Raw genomic sequence first — 20,854 nt, forward strand, 5'->3', positions numbered from 1 at the left:
TGTCTGCCCGGGGGCGGCGACACGTACAAGCCACCACACTCGCAACGATAGAGACGATGCGTCAGTCGACGGGGGCCAGGAGACGGGGGGAGACCGAATGAGCGGTTCGCGTTCGGACGACGAGGCGTTCGACCGTGTCGTCCGACACATCGAAGACGAGGTGCCGTTCGAGCCAGGGTACTACAACGAGGCGTACCTCGAACGACGGATCTCCGCTCGGATGCAGCGGCGCGACGCCGACGACCACACGGAGTACCTCCGGATCCTCCGGCGCGACGAGTCGGAGCGCGACGAACTGTTGGACGCGCTGACGATCAACGTCACCGGCTTCTTCAGAGACCCCGACATGTGGGAGAACCTGTTGCCGGTGTTGCGGGATCTGACGAGCGAGCGCCGGCGGGTGGAGGCCTGGAGCGCCCCGTGTGCAGACGGGCGAGAGCCGTACTCGCTGGCGATGGTCGCCGCCGACGACCCGTCGGTCACCGCCCGGCGACTCGACATCCTGGCGACGGACATCAGCGAGGAGGCAATCGACGCCGCCCGCGCCGGCGTGTACGAGACCACCCGGACGACGGACATCGCGGACGAACTCGGACCGTTGGACAGCTACGAGCCGTACGTGGAACGGGACGGGGACAGGTTCCGGGTGCGCGACCGCGTCGAGAAGCAGGTGACGTTCGACACCCACGACCTGATCCGCGACGAGCCGGAGTCGCCGAAGGACCTCCTGTTCTGTCGGAACCTCCTGATCTACATCGACGCGGAGTACAAGACGCCGTTGTTCGAGACGCTGCGCGCGTCGCTCCGCCACGGAGGGTACCTCGTGCTCGGCAAGACGGAGAGCGTCCCGCCGGAGTGTCGTGACGCGTTCGAGCCGGTCGCCAAGCGGAGTCGGATCTACAGACACGTCGGAGGGGACTGATGTCACTGTACCAGCTCGCACGGGAAAACGAGATCGAGGAACTGTCCGATCGAGCCCGGTCCAGCGAGAGCGACGCGGTCAGACGGCGTGCCGCGGAGATGCTGGGCGACGTGGGCGACGTGGACGACACTCAGGTGACGGACACCCTCGCCGAGCTGGCGCTGGAAGACGAGGACGCCGAGGTGCGGGCGATGGCGGTCGACGCCCTGAGCGACCTCGGCCAGGAGGCGTTGGAACAGCTGATCGTCAAGGACGCCGGCATCGACCCCGGGGCGACGGACTGGACGGCGGTGCGGGCGTTCGGCGAGGCGTTGGACGCCGACCGCGCGGAGTGTCGGATGGCGGCCGCCAGCGCCCTCGGCCGGATCGGCGACGGGGACGGCGTCCGGCCGCTGATCGAACGGCTGGACGACGACGACCAACGGGTCCGCGAACGGGTGTGTTACGCGCTCGGACAGGTCGGCCACCCGCAGGCCGTCGAGCCGTTGATCGAGCGGTTGGACGACGACCACGAACGGGCGCGGTCGGCGGCCGCGGACGCCCTCGGCACCATCGCCACGGGGAAGGCACTGGCGGCGCTGCGGGAGATGCTGGACGACGAGAACGCCGCGATCCGACGAGTGGCGGCGAGTGCGCTGGGCAACGCGGGCAGCGCGGCGCCGGTGCCGGACCTGGTGGGTGCGTTGGACGATCCACACGACGCGGTGGGTCAGGCGGCCGTGTTCTCCGTGATCCAGTTGCTGTCGACGGCCCCGACGGACCAGAGCCACGAGGTCCGCGAGGCGATCGTCGAGGAGCTGGAGGGGGTAGACGACGGGACGGTCGTCGATCCGTTGTTGGAGGTGATGGCGGAGGCGTCGGAGCCCGGCCAACGCCGCAACGCGGTGTGGTTCCTCGGTCGGGTGACCGACCAGGAGGACCCGCCGAAACGAGTGGTCGACTCGTTGATCGACACCTTCGCCGACGACGACCGGATGACCGCACAGTTCGCGTCGACGAGCGTGACGGAACTCGGCGGGCTGTACGTGGAGTCGTCGCTGATCGACCTCTTGGAGGACGACGACGAGCCGGCGAGCGCTCGTGCCCGGGCGGCGTACGCTCTCGGCGAGGTCGGCGGCGAGCGCGGTCGGGAGGTGTTAGACCGGATGACGGACGAAGACGTGGAACCGGAAGTTCGAAAACGTGCGTTCTCGGCACTCTCGAAGCTCGGAGGGATTCGATAATGGCAGCACAAGACGACCAGGAGGAGTACATGCTCGCGGACACCAAAGGGCGGTTCGCTCAGGCGGTCAAAGGCGGCCGCCCGCTCAACGACGTGTCGTGGACCCCCGGCCGGATCGTCCTGTCGAACCGTCGCCTGGTGCTCGTCGGCAACGACGGCAAGCGGACGATTCCGCTGTCGGACGTGAGCAAGATCGGCGGGCGCCACGACGTGACCCAGGAGGTCCAACGGGTCTCGAACTACGTCAGTCTCCGCCTCGGAGAGGACGTGTTGTTGGTGGCCGCAAAGAACCACGAGGAGTTCCAGACGAACGTCTACCAGGCGTTCCTGGACCGACGGGTGATCTACGCCCGACACCCGGCCGTCGCCGGCGGGGTCGTCCAGGACACGGAGTGGGAGAAGGCCCGGCTGAAGGTGGAGGCCGACGGCGTCTCCGTCGCCTTGGAGTCGGGTGAGTTCGTCCGGCTGGAACTGGACGACATCGGCACCCTCGACACCGCCGAACGCACCGTGTTCGACGAGAAACGGAAGGTGATCGAGGCGGAACACACGAACGACGAGGGCGGCAGCGTCCAGACGTACCTCTCGGGCGAGGGGTGGCGGATGGCCGTCCTGAAGTCGTACCTCGGTCAGAACCAGGAACGCACCAGCGGTGCCGTCGAGCTGTCGGAGTCGGAACGCGAGGTGCTGATGGCGCTGTACTCCGGAGTGTCGTCGTTCGACGTGCCGCAGTTCCTCGACATGGAGGTGGAACGCGTCGAGGAGATCTTCGAACGACTGATCGAGGTGAACGTGTTGGAGGAGGTGCGCAAGCGCCGCGAGGTGAACCTCGAGCCGCGGGGCCGCAACATCGCCAGCGAGGCGATGAACGAGCAGTGAGACTGCCGATCGGATCCCTCTGTTACAGGTACCGCTTGAGCATCCGGAACTTCCCCTGACACTCGTCTCGCAGGAACCTCGTTACGTCCTTCCCGCGACCGCTCGGAATGCAGACACCACCGTTCCCGCGGTTGAGGAAGTCGAGTGCGTTACATGCGTCATCGAGCGCGTTTGTTGCGCCCGTGCTACTGACGTTCTTCGGGTAGTGGTTCTCGATCTTCTGTTCGGAGAGACGGCCACCCCCGACACCCCTGAAACGGACGATAATTGAGACGATGTGGCACTTCGAACTGGTCATCACTACCATACCACGCGCCGGTTGGTGATAACTGTTTTCACTAAAACTAGTATCTAAACATTATCTCTCTATCTTCTCTCCGGTATGTCGGTACGTATCGACATGTGTGTCTGTGCTGATAGACACACTTTTAATCCCAGCCGTACTTCGGTCAGAAGCAGAGCATCGTCTGACCACACCGAGGCGAGTACCACGGACAAGACAACAATGCCAGAGACGACACAGAACCGGTGGGAGGAGGAGGACATGAAACGACAGCGGCTGTCGGAGCCGAGCGGGTGGCTCCACCTGACGAGCAACGATCACGCGCAGCTGTTGGTCGACGCGCTGATCGACGGCTACCCGGACAGCTTCAACAAGACGGAGCTGGCGGACTTCGCGGGTGTCAGCCGGGACACCGTGTACGACCACATCGAGCTTCTCGAAGAGCTAGATGTCGCAGAGGACGTGAACCGTGGCAAACAGACGCGGTACAGATTCGATCCGGACAGCGACGTGAGCGACGCGATCCTCGCGGTTGATGCGGCAGTGCAGTCGGCTCAAGAGATGGACGAGAACTGCTGAGGTGGTCAATCGATCGACTCTCGAATCCGTTCTACTTCAACGGCGATACGCTCCAACGGTTCGGGTCTACCCGTGGTGTCTGGCGCTGGTCCGATCTCCGACAGTTCGTACTCTAGGTCGACGGGAACCCTATCTCCGAATGCGTCTCGCATCTCGCCGTCGACTCGAAGATAAGCGTACTGATCGCTGGCGTCTTCCTTCTCGTCAGTGAGATGTTTGAACGGCTCTTCGAGAATCGGCTCGGACTGTCCAACACCGAGGTTACGGAGTGACACCTCCGTCTCCTCCGTCGCCCCGTCTTCTGCCACCACACAGAGCGTCAACTCGGCGCTCCGGGCTGGGCCGTTCCCGACGTTCAACAGCTCCGGAACGAGGCCGTATCGATCCGTGACGACGACCAACACTGGTGCCGTCTCCCGCCGCCTCGTCTCCCGCGACTCTTGAAGTAGTCCGTACGTGAGATAGGCGTACACCGCGGTCACAACGACGAGTAGGAGCGAGGTCAAGACGGAGACGTCCCTCGCGCCCACATCGCTGGTGAACAACAGGACGGCGATCACGAAGCTCACGAGTGTGACGAACACGAGGAGTGGCACGCCGACGGCCGCCGGGTCGTCGGTGAACGACATAGTGTCGTGTTAATTCTCTCGATATTTAAAATCCGACCCGCCGCTCCGCACGGGTAGTGGCAACCTTTGCGACAGTTCTATGAGCCGCCCACACCCACGCGAGAGTATGCTCGACTACGTGGACCTCGGGGCGGACCTCACCGAAGAGGAGACGCTGATCCGCGACACCGCCCGGGAGTTCGTCGCCGAGGAGGTCCAGCCGGAGATCGCCGACCACTACGAGGCGGGGACGTTCCCGACGGAGCTGATTCCGGAGATGGGGGAACTCGGCTTCTACGCCCCGAACCTGGAGGGGTACGGCTCCCCCAACGTCTCCGAGCGGGCCTACGGCGTCCTGATGCAGGAGCTGGAGGCGTGTGACTCCGGGCTGCGGTCGATGGCGTCCGTCCAGGGGGCGCTCGTGATGTACCCGATCCACGCCTTCGGGAGCGAGGCCCAGAAAGAGGAGTGGCTGCCGGCGCTCGGACAGGGTGAGGCGGTCGGCTGCTTCGGGCTGACGGAGCCGGAACACGGCTCGAACCCGGCGGGGATGGAGACGACGGCGGAACGCGACGCGGACGGCTTCGTGTTGAACGGCGCGAAGACGTGGATCACGAACTCCCCGATCGCGGACGTGGCGGTCGTGTGGGCGCGCTTGTCCTCGGCCGAGGGGTCGCCGGTGCGTGGCTTCCTCGTCGAGACGGATCGCGACGGCGTCACCACCAACGAGATCCACGACAAGCTGTCGATGCGGGCGTCGATCACCGGAGAGATCGACTTAGACGACGTGCGCGTCCCCGAAGAGAACGTCCTCCCGGGTGTCGAGGGGATGAAGGGGCCGCTGGCGTGTCTCACACAGGCCCGCTTCGGGATCGCCTGGGGGGCCGTCGGTGCCGCCCGCGACTGCTTCGAGACGGCTCGGGAGTACACGACGGACCGCGAGCAGTTCGGCGGCCCGGTCGCTCGGTTCCAGATCCAACAGGAGAAGCTGGCGGAGATGGCGACCCAGATCACGCTCGCCCAACTGCTGGCCCACCGGCTGGCGGACCTGAAGGAGCGCGGCGACCTCCGGCCACAACAGGTGTCGATGGCCAAGCGCAACAACGTCCGGATGGCCCGCGAGCAGTCGAAGGTGGCCAGAGAGATGCTGGGCGGCAACGGGATCACGACGGACTACTCCCCGATGCGGCACATGGCGAACCTGGAGACGGTGTACACGTACGAGGGCACCCACGACATCCACTCGCTGATCCTGGGGGAGGATCTGACGGGTATCGCGGCGTTCGAGTAGCGCCGTCCCGTCTCGTCGCGCGTCTCAGTATCCTTCTCGCCGCCGTGGGTTTGAAAACTCGTGCGTCCGAGCGTCTAGACGTGAGAGGGCCGTCTCGTGGGGTGAGCGGATGATCGTCGTCGACGTCGCGTACGTCGTGACGGCTGCCGCGGGGGTCGGGCTGACCGCCGTCGCCGTCCGGTTCGACCGGGACGTGCTCGGCGGGCGCTCGTTCGCGTGGTTCCTCGGGCTGCTCGGCGTCTGGAGTGCCGTCTGTGGCGTCGGGGGTCTCACGGGCGTGTTCCCGTCGCCACGAGCGACCCCAGCGGTTCCCGGTGTGGTGTTCATGCCCGCCGTCGGCGTGGGAACGACGACGGTCCCGTTGCTCCTGTTCGCGCTCCAGTACACCGGCCGGATCACGCGACCGGGCCGCCGACTCGTCGGGCTCCTGGCAGTGATGCTCGCCGCCTTCGTCGTCTGGGCCGCCGCCGTCTGGGGGCGGTCTGGCGACGGAGTCGGCACTGTAGTCCTCGTCGGGGCGAGTGTCGGGTGGAGCGTCTTGAGTCTCGCGTTCGTGGCAGTCGCAGTGTACGCGCTCGTCGACGCCGTCGGCGGAACGGTGCTCGGCTGGACGGAGGCGATCGCGGTGATCGTCCCCGCGGCCACGATCAACACCGCCTGGCGTGTGACGACTTTCGTCTACCAGATTGGCAGCGAGTCCGCGACCGCGCTCACCGTCGCGGTGCCGCCGGCCGCGACGCTGCTCGTGACGGTCCCGTTGCTGGCGCGTCGGGACCCGTTCGAGACGCTCCCGGCGGTCGGTCGCCGGGGACGACAGGCGGCGATCCGTGAGACGGACGACATCGTTGTCGTCGTGGACGACGACGACACCGTCGTCGAGGTGAACGCGGCCGCCGAGGCGACACTCGGCGACGGAATTCCCGGCGAGACGGCCGTGGCGGACCTACTCGACGCGACGGCGGCCGAACTGTCGACCACGGAGACGGTGCGGCTGGACGGCCGAGCGTACGACCCGCAGGTGTCGTGGCTGTCGGACCACCACGACCGGCGGCTCGGCGCGGTGGTCAGCTTACGAGACGTGACGGCACGCGAGTCACGCGAACAACGGCTCTCCGTGTTGAACCGTGTACTCCGGCACAACGTCCGCAACCAGATGGACGTGATCCGCGCGCACGCCGAGGCGCTGGACGACGACCACGGCGTGGCGATCCGCGAGACGGTGGACACGGTGTCGAAGCTCGGCAGTGACGCCCGGACGGTCGCCCGGCTCGCCGACTCGGAGACGGTGTCCGTCCGGATCGACGAGGTCGTCGACGGCGTCGTCGCCGACCACTGCGAGGGGGTGACGGCGACGGCGACCCACGACGCCACGGTCGCCGAGTCCGTCGGCGGCGACGAACTGGACGACGGCGACGAACTGGACGCCCGCGTCGTGGCAGACGGGAGCGACGGCACCGTCGGCGACGGGGTGACGGTGACGACGGCCGTACCCTCGGCGACAGTCACCACGGACGAGCGAGCGCTCCGGGTGGCACTCGACAGCGCCGTCGCCAACGCGGTGGAACACGCCGACTCGCAGGTGACGGTGGGCTGCCGGGAACGAGAGACTGCCGACGGCTACGTCGTCGCCGTCGCCGACGACGGCCCGGGGCTCCCGGCCTCGGAGCGGGCGGCCTTGGAGGTGGACCGCGAGACGCAACTGGAGCACGCGACCGGGCTCGGGCTGTGGAAGCTCCGGTGGGCGGTCGAGGCGCTGGGCGGCACCGTCTCCGTGTCGACGGACGACGGGACGACGGTCTCCGTGACCGTCCCGGACCGTGGGTGACCGCCTCGGGTCCCGTCTCGGGGGTGACGGACGCGACCGCTACCCCCAGAGAGATTATGTCGTCGCTGGCCGACGGCACGGACGTGACAGATCCGTTCGTCGTCGTCGGCGGTGACGCCGCCGGCCTGAGTGCCGCGAGCAAGTGCCGACGCGAGCACCCCGACCGCGAGGTGATCGTCTTCGAGCGCGGCCGGTGGGTGTCGTACGCCCACTGCGGGCTCCCGTACTACGTGAAAGGCGAGGTGGACGACCTGCTGTCGCTCACCACACTCTCGCCCGAGGAGGTCGACGACCGGGGGATCGACCTCCGGCGGGAGTACGAGGTGACCGCCGTCGACACGGCCCGCCGGACCGTGACCGTCGAGGGGCCGGACGGAGTCGTCGAGCAGTCGTACGGCGACCTGTTGCTCGCCACCGGGGCACGGGCGGTCGCGCCCGTCGACGGCGTCGACTTGGAGGGCGCGTTCACTCTCCACCACATGGACTCGGCGGCGGCGCTGCGGGCGTTCCTGTCGGAGCCGGGGACGGTCGACCCGGCGACGGTCGGCGACGACTACACGGACGAGTCGGCCGTCCGGCCGTACGCCGAGCGGGCGCCGCCGGAGACGGCCGCGATCGTCGGCGGCGGCTACGTCGGCGTCGAGACCGCAGAGGCGTTGGCCGCCTGGGATCTGGAGGTCCACCTGTTCCAACGAGGTGACGCGCTGCTCCCGCCGTTCGGCGAGGCGGTGAGCGAGGTCGTCGCCGACGAACTCCGCGAGCGCGGGGTCCACCTCCACCTCGGCTGTGAGGTGAAGGCACTCGACGGCGACGGGACGGATCGGTTGTCCGCGATCCGTCACACGGACGGGGAGACGACGGCGGAGGCGGCCGTCGTCGGCGTCGGCGTCCGGCCGAACGCGGAGCTGGCCACGGAGGCGGGCGTGGAGACGGGCGCGAACGGGGCGGTCGCGGTCGACGAGTACGGCCGGACGAGCGCGCCGGACGTGTACGCCGCCGGCGACTGCGCCGTCGCGGAACACGTCGTCACCGGCCGGCGAACGTGGGTCCCGCTGGGGCTGACGGCGAACCGTGCCGGCCGGGCCGTCGGCGCGACCGTCGCCGGCGACCCGACGCCGACGGGCGGTGTCGCCGGCACGGCAGTGGTGAAGGCGTTCGACCAGGAGTGTGGCCGGACCGGGATCTTGGACCACGACCGGGCCCGCGAGGCGGGCTTCGACCCCGTCTCCGAGACGGTGACGGCCGGCTCGCGGTCGGGCTACTACCCCGGGAACGCCGACACGACGGTGACACTGTGTGCCGACCGCGACACCGGGCGACTGCTCGGCGGGAGCGTCGTCGGCACGGACCGGGCGGCCGTCCGGATCGACACCGTGGCGACGGCCCTGACCGGCGGGCTCACGGTCGACGAACTGGAGCGGACGGACCTGGCGTACGCACCCCCGTTCTCCCCCGTCTGGGACCCCGTCCTCGTCGCGGCGAAGGTGGTGTCGGGGAGCGTGGCGTGACCGACGAGACGGCCGGATCTGACGAGTGGTAACTCTTGTGGAATCTACGGGTTTGAAGACCGAGACCGCCGTACGAATGGTGGGATGAAGAAGAACGAACTGCTCCACGTCCACAGTCTGCTGCTGGCGCTGGCTCGCCAGTTCACGGAGCGTGGAGTGGTGTCTGACGAGGCGCTCGACAGCTACCGGGAGACCGGCGTGACACCGATGTCGCTACGTGCCGCCCGAGACGACCACGTCGACGCGGTCCTGGAGCTGGCGACCGCCCTCGGCGGGAGCTTAGACGCGGCCGACCCGACCGCCGGCGACGACGTCGACGAAGCCGACGACGGCCAGCCCGTCGTCGCCGAGTCGGAGTGAGGTTCCTTCCCCCGGTGGGTGTGAATCGGTAGCGACTGGTGAATCGGAAACTACTCTTACCGGGATTGTCTACCGCCGTGTGAATGGTGCTCGGCGGGGTCCAGGCGTTCAATCTGGTCTCGATACTGTTGTTGATTCTGCCCGGCTGGCTCGGAGTGAAGCTGTACCTCGACGGTGTCGAGCGGAGTGACCGGCTCGGCCGGATTGACACTGTCGTGGTGAGTATTGTGGTGTCGCTGTGTGGCTTACTAATATTAGCAGTGTTTTACACACTCTGGCTCCTCGTCTTCAGCTACCCGTCGTCTCCGTGGTACCCTACAGTTCGACAACTGTCACCACTGGTTCAGGCGCCCGTACTTGTGATTATAAACTATGCAAATCTCGTAGTAGTGGCATCGATTCTTGGGCTATACTGTGCGTACAGTGGTCGCCTGATCGGTCAACTCCCCGACGCGCCGAACAAGGTCTGGCGGACGAGACTCGAAGCCGTCGAGAAAAGCCCAGGAGGCGACAAAATCCGAGTCGTCACAACAGACGGCGACCGGATCACAGGTGAACTCGGAAACTGGAGTGTCGACTCCCGAGATCTCGTCGTCGAGGACCCGAAGTGGACTGAAGTCGGTGTCTCTGGTGACGACCGAATACTCAAGAACCGTCGCGGTAGCGTTTACATCCGTGACAGTAGAATCGCCCGTGTCTACGTGGAGGGACTGGAAGATGCAGAGAGAAGGGATTCTGACGGTGAGACCGCAGAGAGAAACGAAACGACGAACGATCTGATCGACGCTGCCAAACAGGACGCCGACGGAGGTGACGAAGGGCCAGACGATGTAGAATCGAGTGACAGCAACTCAAACGAGAGACAACTCGCTGTTGCGCGCCATCCGCGGGTACTCCGTGTACACGTACTCCAGCAGGTCCCATAGGTCTACGTCCTCGAAGTCGTCGCCGAGTTCCTCCAACTCGCCCTCCGGTACTGGGAAGTCCATTTCGTCGGAGTTCTCGACGGCTCGTCTCCCCATGTCTGTCAGCGTGTACACCTGTACCTTGTTCCCGAACTCGGTCTCCTCCTCGTCGTAGTCGATCAGATCGCCGTCGACCAACCGGTCGATGTCGTCGTACAGGTCCGGCGAGAACGGACCGTAGTCGTCCGCACGGAAGTCGTACGGACTGGCTCCTTCCCGCTCCCGCTGTGCGAGGAAGACGAGCTTCTGGAAGCGGGTGATTCCCTCCAGTCGACCGTCCTCTGCGATGTCGAGCATCGCCAGTGGGAGCAGTTGTTCGTTCATCTGTCTTCGTCTGCGTATTCGCAATCCGAACACAAGGCGCTTTCGCCCCGTCTTCGTACCTGAACCCTCGCCCCCGGACCGCAACGAACTAAGTTCCGACCGCCCGACCACACCAGCATGTCACTGGAGGGGTACTGGGGTGTCGGGCCGAAGACGGCCGCGACGCTCCGCGAGTCGCTGGGCGAGGAGCGAGCCGTACGAGCCATCGAGTCGGCGGACGTGCGTGCCCTGACAGACGCCGGGGTCACCGCCGGACGCGCGACCCGGATTCTCCGGCGAGCGACCGGCGAGGGGGCGATGGAGGTGCTCGCCACCAGCGACGCCCGGAGCGTCTACGACGACCTGCTCGACCTCGCGGCCGACTACGCCGTCACCCGACACGCCGGCGACCGGATCAGAGTGTTGACACCGCTGCCGGACCGCGCGGCCCGGGAGTCACGGCTGGACGACGTGCTCGCGGCCCGGGAGGCGTGGGAGGCGCTCGACGACGACGCCCGGGAGGCGACCTTGGACGCCTTCGAGCGGTACGACGAGGCGGACGGCACGGACCGGGCGGCCGTCGAGACGGTGCTGGAGCTGCGGGCCGCCGGGTTAGACGGCAGCCACTTCGAGGCGCTGGCGGACGTCGACGAGACGGCGCTGCGGGAGGCGGCCGACGCCCTGCGCTACCTCGACGGGGAGACCGTCCGGGAGGGAGCAGACGAGCGACTGGACCGACTGCGCGAACGGCAGTCGGCGGCGGCCGACCTGCGCGACTCCGCGCTGGACGTGGTCGAGACCGTCCGGAGCCGGGGCACGCGCGACGCGGACGCCTTCCAGTCTGCGGCCGTGGAGTACGTCGCCGAGGAGACCGGCCTCGGGAGCGCGGAGGTGCGGGCGGTGGCGCCTGACGACGCCCGGGACGCGGCGGACTTCGTCGGGGAGACCCTGCGGGCGCTCGCCGACGACCTGGAGACGCGGGCGGCCGACCGGGCGGAGACGGTGCGAACGGAGCTGTCGGCGGCGGTCGACGCCGCGGGGACGGACGTAGAGACGGCCGTCGCCGCCGTCGACGATATCGCCTTCCGACTGTCGCTGGCACGGTTCGCGGCCGCCCGCGACCTCGTCCGCCCGCGGCTCGGCGGCGACGGCGTGGCCGTCCGCGAGGCCCGCAACCTGACGCTGTCCGGCGAGGTGCAGCCCATCACGTACGGCGTCGGCGATCACGACCGCCGACGAGTCCCCGAGGGCGACCGGGTGAGCGTGCTCACGGGCGCCAACTCCGGCGGGAAGACGACGTTACTGGAGACGCTGTGTCAGGTGACACTCCTGGCGGCGATGGGGCTGCCCGTTCCGGCCGAGGAGGCCGAAGTGGGAGCGTTCGACAGCGTCGTGTTCCACCGCCGGCACGCCTCGTTCAACGCCGGCGTGTTGGAGTCGACGCTCCGGTCGATCGTCCCGCCGTTGTCGGGCGACGGGCAGACGCTGATGTTGGTCGACGAGTTCGAGGCGATCACGGAGCCGGGACGGGCGGCGGACCTGCTCAACGGGCTCGTGGAGCTGACGGTCGACCGCGGTGCCGTCGGGGTGTACGTCACCCACCTCGCGGACGACCTCTCGCCGCTGCCGGAGACCGCCCGGATCGACGGTATCTTCGCCGAGGGGCTGACGGACGACCTGGAGCTTCGGGTGGACTACCAGCCACGGTTCGACAGCCTGGGGAAGTCGACGCCGGAGTTCATCGTCTCGCGGCTCGTCGCCAACGCGGGCGACCGTGCCGACAGACAGGGGTTCGAGCGGCTGGCGGCCGCCGTCGGCGAGGACGCCGTCCAACGGACGCTGGAGCAGGGTGACTGGCAGCCGGCCGACGGGGAGTGACGCGACTCACGCCGTCGACAGCCCGCGAACGTACCGCTCGAAGTTGTCGAACAGTCGCTTAGCTTCGCAGGCGGCGGCGGACTGTTCCTCGTCGATCCCGGCCAACACCGTCTCCACTCTGTCTTCGCCCAGCCGCTCCCGCTTCCCGTCGGTGACGTGTTCGGCCGTCTCGCGGTCGTACTCCGGGTGGAACTGGACGCCCCAACAGTGACCCTGCCGGAAGGCGTGGAGCCCGTGGTCGTTCTCGGCGAGTTCGACGGCCGCCGGCGGGAGGTCTACCACCGTGTCGCCGTGGGTGGTGAACACGGTGAACTCCCGGTCGATCCCGGCGAACAGTTCGTCGCCGTGGTGACGCACCTCCCGGTAGCCGATCTCGAACTCGTCCATCCCCGTGACGCGGCCGCCCAGCGCCTCGGCCAACACCTGGTGGCCGTAACACACCCCCAACACCGGCAGCCCGGCGTCTGCGGCCTCACGGACCCAGTCGATCAACGGCGGGATCCACGCTTCGTCCCAGTAGACAGACGCCCGCGATCCGGTGACGACCGCAGCGTCGAACTCGCCGGCACCGGGGGTCGTCGCCGACTCTGGGTCGACGGCCGGCGGCAGTTCCCCGTCGTTCGCGTCGAACTCCACGAGTTCGGCGTCGAGCTCCCGTCTGAAGTTCCGTGTCGTGTGTTCGTCCTCGTGGGCCGCGTTCAACAGTGCGAACCGGAGTGTCACGCCTCCGTCTCCGGCTCCCGCCCCGAAGTGTCTTGCGCGCGCCCCGATCGCGTCAGCCTCGACCGTCCGCGTCCGTCGTCTCGTCGGCCGTCCCGCCGCCGTCGTCGTCTCCGCCGTCCCCCCCGGCTCCGTCCGTCGTGTCGGCTGCCTCGCCGTCGTCGGTGTCGTCGGTGGGTGTCCGACTCTCGTCGTCGGTGTCGTCGGTGTCGCCTCCCCCGTCGGTGTCGTCGTCGGTGTCGTCGTCGTCGGAGCCGCTCCCGCTCGTGAGCAGTCGGCGTGCAACCGCGTCCAGCCGGTCGTAGGCGGTGTCGACGAACAGCCCGCTGACGAACGCCACCCCGGCGACGACCCGTCGCGGACCGTCGCTGGCGATACCGCCGCTCGCGCTGGCGTCGGTCGCCCCTTCGAGCACGGTCTCCGGGAGCACCAGCCCGACGAAGAGGTACGTCCCGACGGCCACCGGGAGCGCGGCGATCAGTCGCACGCTCCACTGGAACAACCGCCAGTCTGCCGTGTCGGTCTTGTACATCCTGGTGAACACGTAGCCGAGACCCCCCAACAGGGCGTACACGTAGACGAACGGCGGCACGATGGGCACCACCGACGCGACGCTCAGCGTCTCCAGAAACGTCGGGAGCGCCCCGGGACGCGCCGGCACCCTGCTCGTCGCCAGGACGAGCAACGACGTGAGCGCGGTGAGCGTCACCACACCCAGCCCGCGGGCGGCCCTGTCTGGGGGTCGGGAGAACCGTCCCTCACCGCTCGCGCCCCCACCGTCGGCCCCGCCAGCCCCCACGTCGCCGTCGTTCCCACGGCTCTCGTCCGTCTCGGCCGTGTCGTCCGCCGAGCCCGTCGCCGCCTCGGTCGCAGCCACTCCTTCGTCGGCCCCGTTCACACCGCGACTGATTGCTCTAACTGAATGTAGTTGACGGCGCTCTCGCGGCCGAACGGGGAGAGATCCGGGACGAACGGGACGTACTACTCCCCGAGGAAGGCGTGGAGCCGGTCGTTCACCGGACGTGCGGCCTCGACGCCGACGAGGTGGCCGGCGTCCGGGACGGCGTGGAACTCCCCGCGGGGGAGGTCGTCGGCGAGCCGTTCGCCCGCCGCCGCCGGGACGACGGCGTCGTCCGCGCCGTGGACGACCAGTGTCTCGTCGGTCACCTCGTACAGCCAGTCGGTCGCGTCCGTCACCGCGTCGGCCTGCGCCTCCCAGACGGCCGGCGGGGCGTCTTCTGCCGTCCGCCAGTCCACGATCCGGTCGACCGTCTCCGACCGTGCGGTTCGGAACTCCTCCGTCAGCCCGGCGGTCAGCGACTCTCGGACCGCGTCGGGGTCGTTCGGGTCCGCGGCGAGCGCCCCCGGATCGTACGCCGACGGCGACGCGGCCGTGCCCAACAGGACGAGTCGGTCGACCCGCCCGAGTCGCCGGGCGGCGTGGATCGCGACGTGGCCGCCCAGCCCGGCCCCGACGACGTGTGCAGAGTCGGCGCCGACCGCCGACAACACCGCCTCTACGTCGGCGACGAGATCGTCGATCTCGTACGGCCCCGGCGGCGCGTCCGACCGGCCAGCCCCCCGTGTCGTCGGGACGACCGTCCGGAACGGACCCGCCAGCGCACCCGCCTGCCAGGCCCACTGCCACGGGCCGAGGCCGAAGTCACCCAGGAACACCACGGTCTCGGTCCCGTCGACGGTGCCGCGGCCGTCCGTCTCGTAGTAGATCCGTACGCCGCTCTCGGTCGTGTGTGGCACACGCCCGGTTCGTCGGGGACGAACGTGAGCGTGACGGACGACCGCAACGCGCTTGTTCTGCCGACCCCTCACCACGTCCGTGAGCGAGGACCTCCTCCGACTGGACGACCCGCCGGCCGACGCCAGCCCGACCGAGATCGCGGACGCCATCGAGGCCCGTGCCGACCGCGACCCCGCCCGGATCGCGGTCGACGTGGACAAGACGCTGACGACGGGCGAGGGAGCGCCGTGGTGGGAGGACGCGCTCGCGGCCGACCTGAACGAGCGGGTGGCCGAGATTGTCGACGAACTGTACTCTCGGGGCCACACGATCCTGATCTGGACCGCCCGGCCCTGGCGCGTCGCCGACGAGACCGCCGGCTGGCTCACCGGCAACGGGGTTCGCTACCACGGGCTCCGGATGGAGAAGGGGTCGAGTGACGTGTACCTTGACGACAAAGCCGTGAACGTCGAGAGGGTCTGACGGCCCCGGCGGTCGAGAGGGCGACACGGCCGGGCGGCCCACCACAGCCCCGGTAGCTTGAACTCGGCCTCTCCCGTCTCACGCATCCAGGATGCACCTCGTCGTCGACTACGGCGGCGTCGTGGCCCACCACGACGACCCCCACGAACAACTCGAGCGGATCCTCGGCGTCGATCCCGAGACAGAGCTGCGACGCGTCGCGCTCGCGTACTTCGCGTTCCGCGACGGGTTCCTCCGGACCACCGAGGAGTATCTCGATCTCCTCTCGACGGTCACGGGGGCGTCACGCGGGGCGTGCCGCGAGTACCTCGACGAGCGTTGGCTCGACCCCGAGCTGCCGGCAGCACACGCCGCCGCGCTCCGGACGTTGGCAGCCGACCACACGCTCGTCTGTTTCAGCAACGGGGTCCGGCCGTGGATCGAGACGGTACTGGCCGACCACGACGTGTTGGAGTGTTTCGGCGAACTCGTCGTCTCCTCGGAGATCCGACGGGCGAAACCCCACCCACGGGGGTACGTCGACTGTCTGCCCGAGGGCGACGAGCGTGTGGCCATGGTCAGCGACGAGTACGACGAGGATCTGCTGATGGCCGAGCAGTTCGGGATGACCTCCGTGTGGGTCGAGAACGACGACGAGCCGCGGTACGGGGAGCCGGACCACCGCGCCGCGTCGTTCGCCGAGTTCCCCGCGGTGGTCCGCGAGGTCGACGGGGAGTGAGACGGCACCGCCGCACCGGTGTCGCTCGCCGCGATCGAGCTACGACGCCAGCCCCACCGTCTCCCGGTAGGAGCCGTACTCGCGTTCGAACACATCCATGATCTCGCCCATCGTGGCGTACGCCTTCACCGCGTCCACGATGTACGGCATCACGTTCTCCTCGGTGTCGAGTGCGTCGTCCAACGCCGCCAGCCGTTCGCGCACCTCGTCGTCGTCGCGTTCTTCCTTGACGGACTCGAGCCGTTCCAGTTGGCGCTCCTGAACCTCCTCGTCGACCGACAACAGGTCGGGTTCGGTGTCCTCTTCGATCTCGTACTCGTTGACACCGACGACCGTCTCCTCGCCGGCGTCGACCCGTTCCTGGTACTCGTAGCTGGACTCCTGGATCTCGCGGTGGAAGTAACCCTCCTGGATCCCCTTCAGGACCCCGTCGCGGACCGAGCCGTCGCCCATCTCGCGGATCTCCTCGATGTACGCCATCGCCTTCTCCTCGACCTCGTCGGTGAGGCTCTCGACCATGAACGAGCCGGCGAGCGGGTCGACGGAGTCGGCGGCACCGGACTCCTCGGCGATGATCTGTTGGGTCCGCAGCGCCACTCGGACGGCCTTCTCGGAGGGGAGCGCGAGCGCCTCGTCGAAGGAGTTGGTGTGGAGGCTCTGTGTCCCGCCGAGCACGCCCGCCAGCGCCTGGATCGTCACGCGGACGATGTTGTTGAGCGGCTGTTGGGCGGTCAGCGACTGGCCCGCCGTCTGGGTGTGGAACTTCAGCCGCTTGGACTCCGGCTTCTCGGCGTCGTACCACTCGCCCATCACGTTCTGGTAGATCCGGCGGGCCGCGCGGAACTTCGCCACCTCCTCGAAGATCGAGTTGTGGGAGTTGAAGAAGAAGGACAGCTGCGGGGCGAACTCGTCCGTGTCGAGGCCGCGCTCGCGGGCGGCCTCCACGTAGGCGAACCCGTCGGCCAGCGTGAACGCCAGCTCCTGGATCGCCGTCGAGCCGGCCTCGCGGATGTGGTACCCCGAGATCGAGATCGGGTAGAGCCCGGGCGTCTCCTCGACGGCGAACTCGACCGTGTCCGTCACCGTCTCCAACGACGGCTCCGGCGGGATCACCCACTCCTTCTGTGCGATGAACTCCTTCAGCATGTCGTTCTGCATGGTGCCGCGGAGCTGGTCCCGGTCGACACCCTGCTGGTCCGCCAGCGCGATGTACATGGCGTAGATCACCGGGGCGCTGGGGTTGATCGTGAACGAGGTGGACACCTCACTCAGGTCGATCCCGTCGAAGAGGATCTCCATGTCGCGGAGGGTGTCGACCGCGACCCCCTCTTTGCCCACCTCGCCGTCCGACAGTGGGTCGTCGGAGTCTTTCCCCATCAGCGTCGGCATGTCGAACGCCGTCGACAGCCCGGTCTGACCGTTGTCCGTGAGGTAGTGGAACCGCTCGTTCGTCTCCTCGGCGGTGCCGAAGCCGGCGAACTGCCGCATCGTCCACGTCCGGCCGCGGTACATCGTCGGGTACGGCCCGCGCGTGTACGGCTCTTCGCCCGGGAACCCGATGTCCTCCTCGAAGTCGATGTCGGCCACGTCCTCCGGCCCGTACAGCCGGTCGACCTCCAGATTCGACACGGTGGCGAACCGATCTCTTCGCTCGCCGTGTCGGTCCAGTACCGGGTCGCGCGTCTCCGCTTCCCACTCCTCGCGGGACTCGCGGATCGACGCGAGGTCGTCCTCGTCGTACATGCTCGAACACTGCACAGCCGAGACGTTAACGGTTCGGGTCACAAATTAACTCGATTCCGGGTTTACAGCCCGTCAGCGGCCGGAGACGGCGCGGGACAGCACCGCGAGCGCGACGACCGGCACCGCCGGCCCGAACAACGCCGCCAGGAGCAGTGCTGGGCTCGTTCCGGGGGTGTCACCGTCGGCGACCGCTGCCGCCGGCGGGGTCGTCACTCCCCCCGACGGGCGTTCCGTCCCCGGCGACGTTGCCCCCGCGGTCTCTGTCGTCGCTGCGCTCCCTGCACCGTCCGTCGACCCGGGCGCTCGAATCGTCAGCGTCGTCTCGTCGCCCACGCCTCGGGGGACGGACAGCGCGACGGTGTAGTTCCCGGGCCTCAGGCGTGTGTCCGTCTCGGTCGCCGCGACCCGCCCGCCGACCGCCCGGAGTTCGAGCCGTCCGGCGGCGTCTGGCGGGGTCGTCTCTAAGAGGAGCGTCACCCGGCCGTCGCCGTCGTCGCGGACGACGACGGACACGTCGACATCGGGGCCGGACAGCCGGACGGTCGTGCGGTCGACACGGTGGAGATTGATCGGCACTTCGACGGTCTCGCCGGCGGTGCCCGCCACCGGCGCTCGGTCGAAGGAGACGAACTGGTGGGCGGCGACGGGGGCGGCCAGCAGCCCGACGCCGAGCGCGACCGTGAGGAACGCGGCGGTCGCACCGACGGTCACGTGGGTCGCGTCGCCGTCTCCCTCGCGGGGCTGTGACCGTCGCACACCGGTCGTGTGGCGTCGTCGCACTTAGTTGTCAGCCCGTGGTGGTCGCGTCCGACTCCGACGGGAGCGTCCCACGCCGGTCGCGGACGTACCACTCCAGCGTGCCGACGACGGCGTACACCACGACCGCCGGAACGTCTTGGAAGAGAACGAACAACAACGACACCGACAGGCCGCCGCCGACGGCGAGCAACGCCACGGAGACACCGACGAACACGGGTGCCGGCGACACCAGCCCGAATCTGAGGTACAACGCCACTGGCACCCCGAAGACCACGACCGGTCCCAGGCCGTACGAGACGAGGAAGAAGACGACTGCAATCAGCGTCCCCGCTAGGTCGTCGGTCGGGACCAGGGGGCCGCCGCCGACGGCGAGCAACACGGGAGTGAGGAGCACCGACGCGAGCAGTCCAGCCGGCACGCCGTACCGGAGCGCCGTTCGAGTCGTCGTCTGTGGGGAGGGCAGTCGCACGGGTCGGTCGTCGGCGGCAGAAGCTATATTCTCTCTGGCCCGGCACCGAGGGCGACTCTCGTCTGTGCGACCCGGGCGACCGGCGTACGGCGGTCGGAACCGCTCGGGTGCGGGGCCTCGGCCGACGACACGGCTCACGACACGCGACCTGTCGGAAGCGTGCCACGCCAGTCACGGACGTACCACTCCAGCGCGCCGACGACGGCGTACATCACACACATCGGCGGTACCTGTATAAGAACATACATGAACGGGAGCCGTGTGTTTCCACCGATGACACCCCAGAATACCAACGTCCCTACGAGTACGGTGGCCGGCAACCGCAGCCCAAGTCTGAAGTACAACGTCGCTGGTACCCCAATCACAGCACAAGGCAGTAAAAAATAAAAAATAAAAGAAACTATATATGAAATAAATAGTATTGCAAAATTAGAATTAGATAGAATGTAACTAAACTTATTAAAAAACAATACAATATTTGTAATAATAGTTCCTACAAGCCCAACAGTCAATCCGTGTTTGATCGCCTGTCTCGTACTCGCTGGTGGCAAATACGCACTCATTTAAATATTGGGCGGGGTGGAGACAGTGTTTAGGCGTCGAAAAACGCCCAGGACCCGTCGTGTGAACTGAACTCGCTTGAGTTGTTGCCGACGTACACGCTCTCATGGTTCACTCCGTGGCCCTCTTCCCAGAAGTCTACGGCCGCGCTCTTTGCCGTATCGATTCCCCAGTGAACGTCTAGCCCGAGAAACTCACTGAGTTTCCCGTGGTAACAGGGATCTCTGTGTGCCTGACCGATTGTCTCGACCCCATCAAACGGCACGTCGTACAGCCGTATGTGGTACTGGTAGCTGTTCAACTCACATGTTGGAGCGTGGAGCGCCTTCATGACGTGGGCATCAGTCTTCTTTGTCCCACCGTTCGGGGGGTTGACGTGGTGGTCAATCTTCAGCTGTGGAACGACTGAGGTGTAGTTAGCCCAGATGGACCCGTTCTGACCCCAAAACATCTGATTTTCTATAAGCGATACATCCTTCGTCTCCCAGGCGACGTTGAACGGAGACCCACGATTCTGTTTGTTCTCGGCGTCGTCTCCGTTGTCGTACTGGTACAACGGGACGTTCCCGTCGATTGTCGGCACGTCCAATCCACCTAGGTCGGACGCCTGGCTCCAGATCTTCGCCTCCGCAGTCGCGTGTTCGGCCTGTGTGCCGATCACCTCGCTCGTTTGGAAGCTGTAGCTCTGTCTGTCGTCGTCTCGAACCGCCTCGGAGACGAACTCCTCTGAGACCGTCCGCGGCTCGTACCGGAACTCTGGGTCTCCGTAGCGCTCTTCAAGCGCCTCGCTCCGGAACACTCTGTGAACGGTGTACGTGTCTTCGCTCGCCTCGGCGAGTCGAACGTCCAGCGTTCCACTCGCGTACACCGGGAGTCGCCGGTCGTTGCCGGCGCCCGCGGTTCCGACTGGACCGTCGTCTGCCGTCGGACTGTCCGTCGCTGCCGTCCCGATTCCGGTTGCCGCCGTCACACCTACTGCACCGCCGATGGCTTGGAGGACCGAGCGTCTTCTTGGCATAGCTGCGGCAGCCCGGTCACCT

22 protein-coding genes are annotated in these 20,854 nt (G+C 67.4%); 12 read left to right on the plus strand and 10 right to left on the minus strand.

Features of this window, described 5'->3' with window-relative positions; genetic code table 11:
• Positions 1-97 precede the first annotated feature (97 nt).
• The 3 genes from RYH79_RS14890 to RYH79_RS14900 are packed head-to-tail and all read left to right on the plus strand — an operon-like array spanning position 98 to position 3,023.
• Positions 98-922 carry a CheR family methyltransferase gene (locus RYH79_RS14890; RefSeq protein WP_370900473.1) on the plus strand — a complete coding sequence of 275 codons (825 nt, stop codon included), beginning with the start codon at positions 98-100 and terminating at the stop codon, positions 920-922.
• A complete protein-coding gene (locus RYH79_RS14895; RefSeq protein ID WP_370900475.1) occupies positions 922-2,145 on the plus strand; it encodes a HEAT repeat domain-containing protein in 1,224 nt (407 codons plus the stop codon). Before RYH79_RS14890 ends, RYH79_RS14895 begins: the two co-directional genes overlap by 1 nt.
• Positions 2,145-3,023, plus strand: coding sequence for a CheF family chemotaxis protein (locus tag RYH79_RS14900; protein WP_370900477.1), 879 nt, complete (start codon positions 2,145-2,147; stop codon positions 3,021-3,023). Before RYH79_RS14895 ends, RYH79_RS14900 begins: the two co-directional genes overlap by 1 nt.
• Before the next feature lie 22 nt (positions 3,024-3,045).
• Here the strand turns inward: RYH79_RS14900 and RYH79_RS14905 are convergent, their stop codons facing one another.
• Entirely contained in the window at positions 3,046-3,321 is a 276-nt protein-coding gene (locus RYH79_RS14905) for a hypothetical protein (RefSeq protein WP_370900479.1), read from the minus strand.
• Between the two features lie 207 nt (positions 3,322-3,528).
• On the opposite strand from RYH79_RS14905, the gene RYH79_RS14910 reads away from it, so the two are divergent.
• Entirely contained in the window at positions 3,529-3,885 is a 357-nt protein-coding gene (locus RYH79_RS14910; protein WP_370900481.1) for a winged helix-turn-helix domain-containing protein, read from the plus strand.
• A 5-nt stretch (positions 3,886-3,890) separates the two neighbouring features.
• Here the strand turns inward: RYH79_RS14910 and RYH79_RS14915 are convergent, their stop codons facing one another.
• A complete protein-coding gene (locus RYH79_RS14915; protein ID WP_370900483.1) occupies positions 3,891-4,514 on the minus strand; it encodes a hypothetical protein in 624 nt (207 codons plus the stop codon).
• Between the two features lie 106 nt (positions 4,515-4,620).
• Between RYH79_RS14915 and RYH79_RS14920 the strand changes: the two genes are divergently transcribed.
• From RYH79_RS14920 to RYH79_RS14940, 5 genes are all read left to right on the plus strand, one after another.
• Positions 4,621-5,784 (plus strand): acyl-CoA dehydrogenase family protein, encoded by a 1,164-nt coding sequence (locus RYH79_RS14920; RefSeq protein ID WP_370900485.1) that lies wholly within the window; start codon positions 4,621-4,623, stop codon positions 5,782-5,784.
• Between the two features lie 109 nt (positions 5,785-5,893).
• Positions 5,894-7,609, plus strand: a complete 1,716-nt coding sequence (locus RYH79_RS14925; protein WP_370900487.1) for an ATP-binding protein — start codon at positions 5,894-5,896, stop codon at positions 7,607-7,609.
• A gap of 83 nt (positions 7,610-7,692) precedes the next feature.
• A complete protein-coding gene (locus tag RYH79_RS14930) occupies positions 7,693-9,117 on the plus strand; it encodes an FAD-dependent oxidoreductase (protein ID WP_370900489.1) in 1,425 nt (474 codons plus the stop codon).
• Between the two features lie 84 nt (positions 9,118-9,201).
• Complete coding sequence (locus RYH79_RS14935) at positions 9,202-9,477, plus strand: UPF0058 family protein (protein ID WP_370900491.1); 276 nt, start codon at positions 9,202-9,204, stop codon at positions 9,475-9,477.
• A gap of 83 nt (positions 9,478-9,560) precedes the next feature.
• Entirely contained in the window at positions 9,561-10,403 is an 843-nt protein-coding gene (locus RYH79_RS14940; protein ID WP_370900493.1) for a DUF6338 family protein, read from the plus strand.
• On the opposite strand, the gene RYH79_RS14945 is transcribed toward RYH79_RS14940, so the two are convergent.
• Positions 10,329-10,766, minus strand: coding sequence for a Panacea domain-containing protein (locus RYH79_RS14945; RefSeq protein ID WP_370900495.1), 438 nt, complete (start codon positions 10,764-10,766; stop codon positions 10,329-10,331). The genes RYH79_RS14940 and RYH79_RS14945 overlap by 75 nt on opposite strands.
• Positions 10,767-10,883: 117 nt before the next feature.
• Here RYH79_RS14945 and RYH79_RS14950 point away from each other — a divergent pair, with 117 nt between their 5' ends.
• Positions 10,884-12,623, plus strand: coding sequence for a MutS-related protein (locus tag RYH79_RS14950; protein ID WP_370900497.1), 1,740 nt, complete (start codon positions 10,884-10,886; stop codon positions 12,621-12,623).
• 6 nt (positions 12,624-12,629) lie between these two features.
• Here RYH79_RS14950 and RYH79_RS14955 read toward each other — a convergent pair whose 3' ends face one another.
• The 3 genes from RYH79_RS14955 to RYH79_RS14965 form a co-directional block, all read right to left on the minus strand.
• A complete protein-coding gene (locus RYH79_RS14955) occupies positions 12,630-13,346 on the minus strand; it encodes a type 1 glutamine amidotransferase (protein WP_370900499.1) in 717 nt (238 codons plus the stop codon).
• A gap of 52 nt (positions 13,347-13,398) precedes the next feature.
• Positions 13,399-14,241, minus strand: coding sequence for a hypothetical protein (locus tag RYH79_RS14960; protein ID WP_370900501.1), 843 nt, complete (start codon positions 14,239-14,241; stop codon positions 13,399-13,401).
• 83 nt (positions 14,242-14,324) lie between these two features.
• Positions 14,325-15,101: an alpha/beta fold hydrolase gene (locus RYH79_RS14965; RefSeq protein WP_370900503.1), complete on the minus strand. Its 777-nt coding sequence runs from the start codon at positions 15,099-15,101 to the stop codon at positions 14,325-14,327.
• A gap of 79 nt (positions 15,102-15,180) precedes the next feature.
• Here RYH79_RS14965 and RYH79_RS14970 point away from each other — a divergent pair, with 79 nt between their 5' ends.
• Together RYH79_RS14970 and RYH79_RS14975 are read left to right on the plus strand one after the other, a co-directional pair.
• Positions 15,181-15,564 carry a hypothetical protein gene (locus RYH79_RS14970; protein ID WP_370900505.1) on the plus strand — a complete coding sequence of 128 codons (384 nt, stop codon included), beginning with the start codon at positions 15,181-15,183 and terminating at the stop codon, positions 15,562-15,564.
• Between the two features lie 91 nt (positions 15,565-15,655).
• Positions 15,656-16,282, plus strand: a complete 627-nt coding sequence (locus RYH79_RS14975) for an HAD family hydrolase (protein WP_370900507.1) — start codon at positions 15,656-15,658, stop codon at positions 16,280-16,282.
• A 39-nt stretch (positions 16,283-16,321) separates the two neighbouring features.
• Here the strand turns inward: RYH79_RS14975 and RYH79_RS14980 are convergent, their stop codons facing one another.
• The 4 genes from RYH79_RS14980 to RYH79_RS14995 form a co-directional block, all read right to left on the minus strand.
• Complete coding sequence (locus RYH79_RS14980) at positions 16,322-18,025, minus strand: acyl-CoA mutase large subunit family protein (protein WP_370900509.1); 1,704 nt, start codon at positions 18,023-18,025, stop codon at positions 16,322-16,324.
• Between the two features lie 72 nt (positions 18,026-18,097).
• Positions 18,098-18,781: a hypothetical protein gene (locus RYH79_RS14985; protein WP_370900511.1), complete on the minus strand. Its 684-nt coding sequence runs from the start codon at positions 18,779-18,781 to the stop codon at positions 18,098-18,100.
• Positions 18,782-18,812: 31 nt separating this feature from the next.
• A complete protein-coding gene (locus RYH79_RS14990) occupies positions 18,813-19,253 on the minus strand; it encodes a hypothetical protein (RefSeq protein WP_370900513.1) in 441 nt (146 codons plus the stop codon).
• A gap of 592 nt (positions 19,254-19,845) precedes the next feature.
• A complete protein-coding gene (locus RYH79_RS14995; RefSeq protein WP_370900515.1) occupies positions 19,846-20,682 on the minus strand; it encodes a hypothetical protein in 837 nt (278 codons plus the stop codon).
• Between the last annotated feature and the right edge of the window lie 172 nt (positions 20,683-20,854).

This window comes from Halobaculum sp. MBLA0143, assembly GCF_041361465.1.
In the GTDB taxonomy this organism is placed as follows: domain Archaea; phylum Halobacteriota; class Halobacteria; order Halobacteriales; family Haloferacaceae; genus JAHENP01.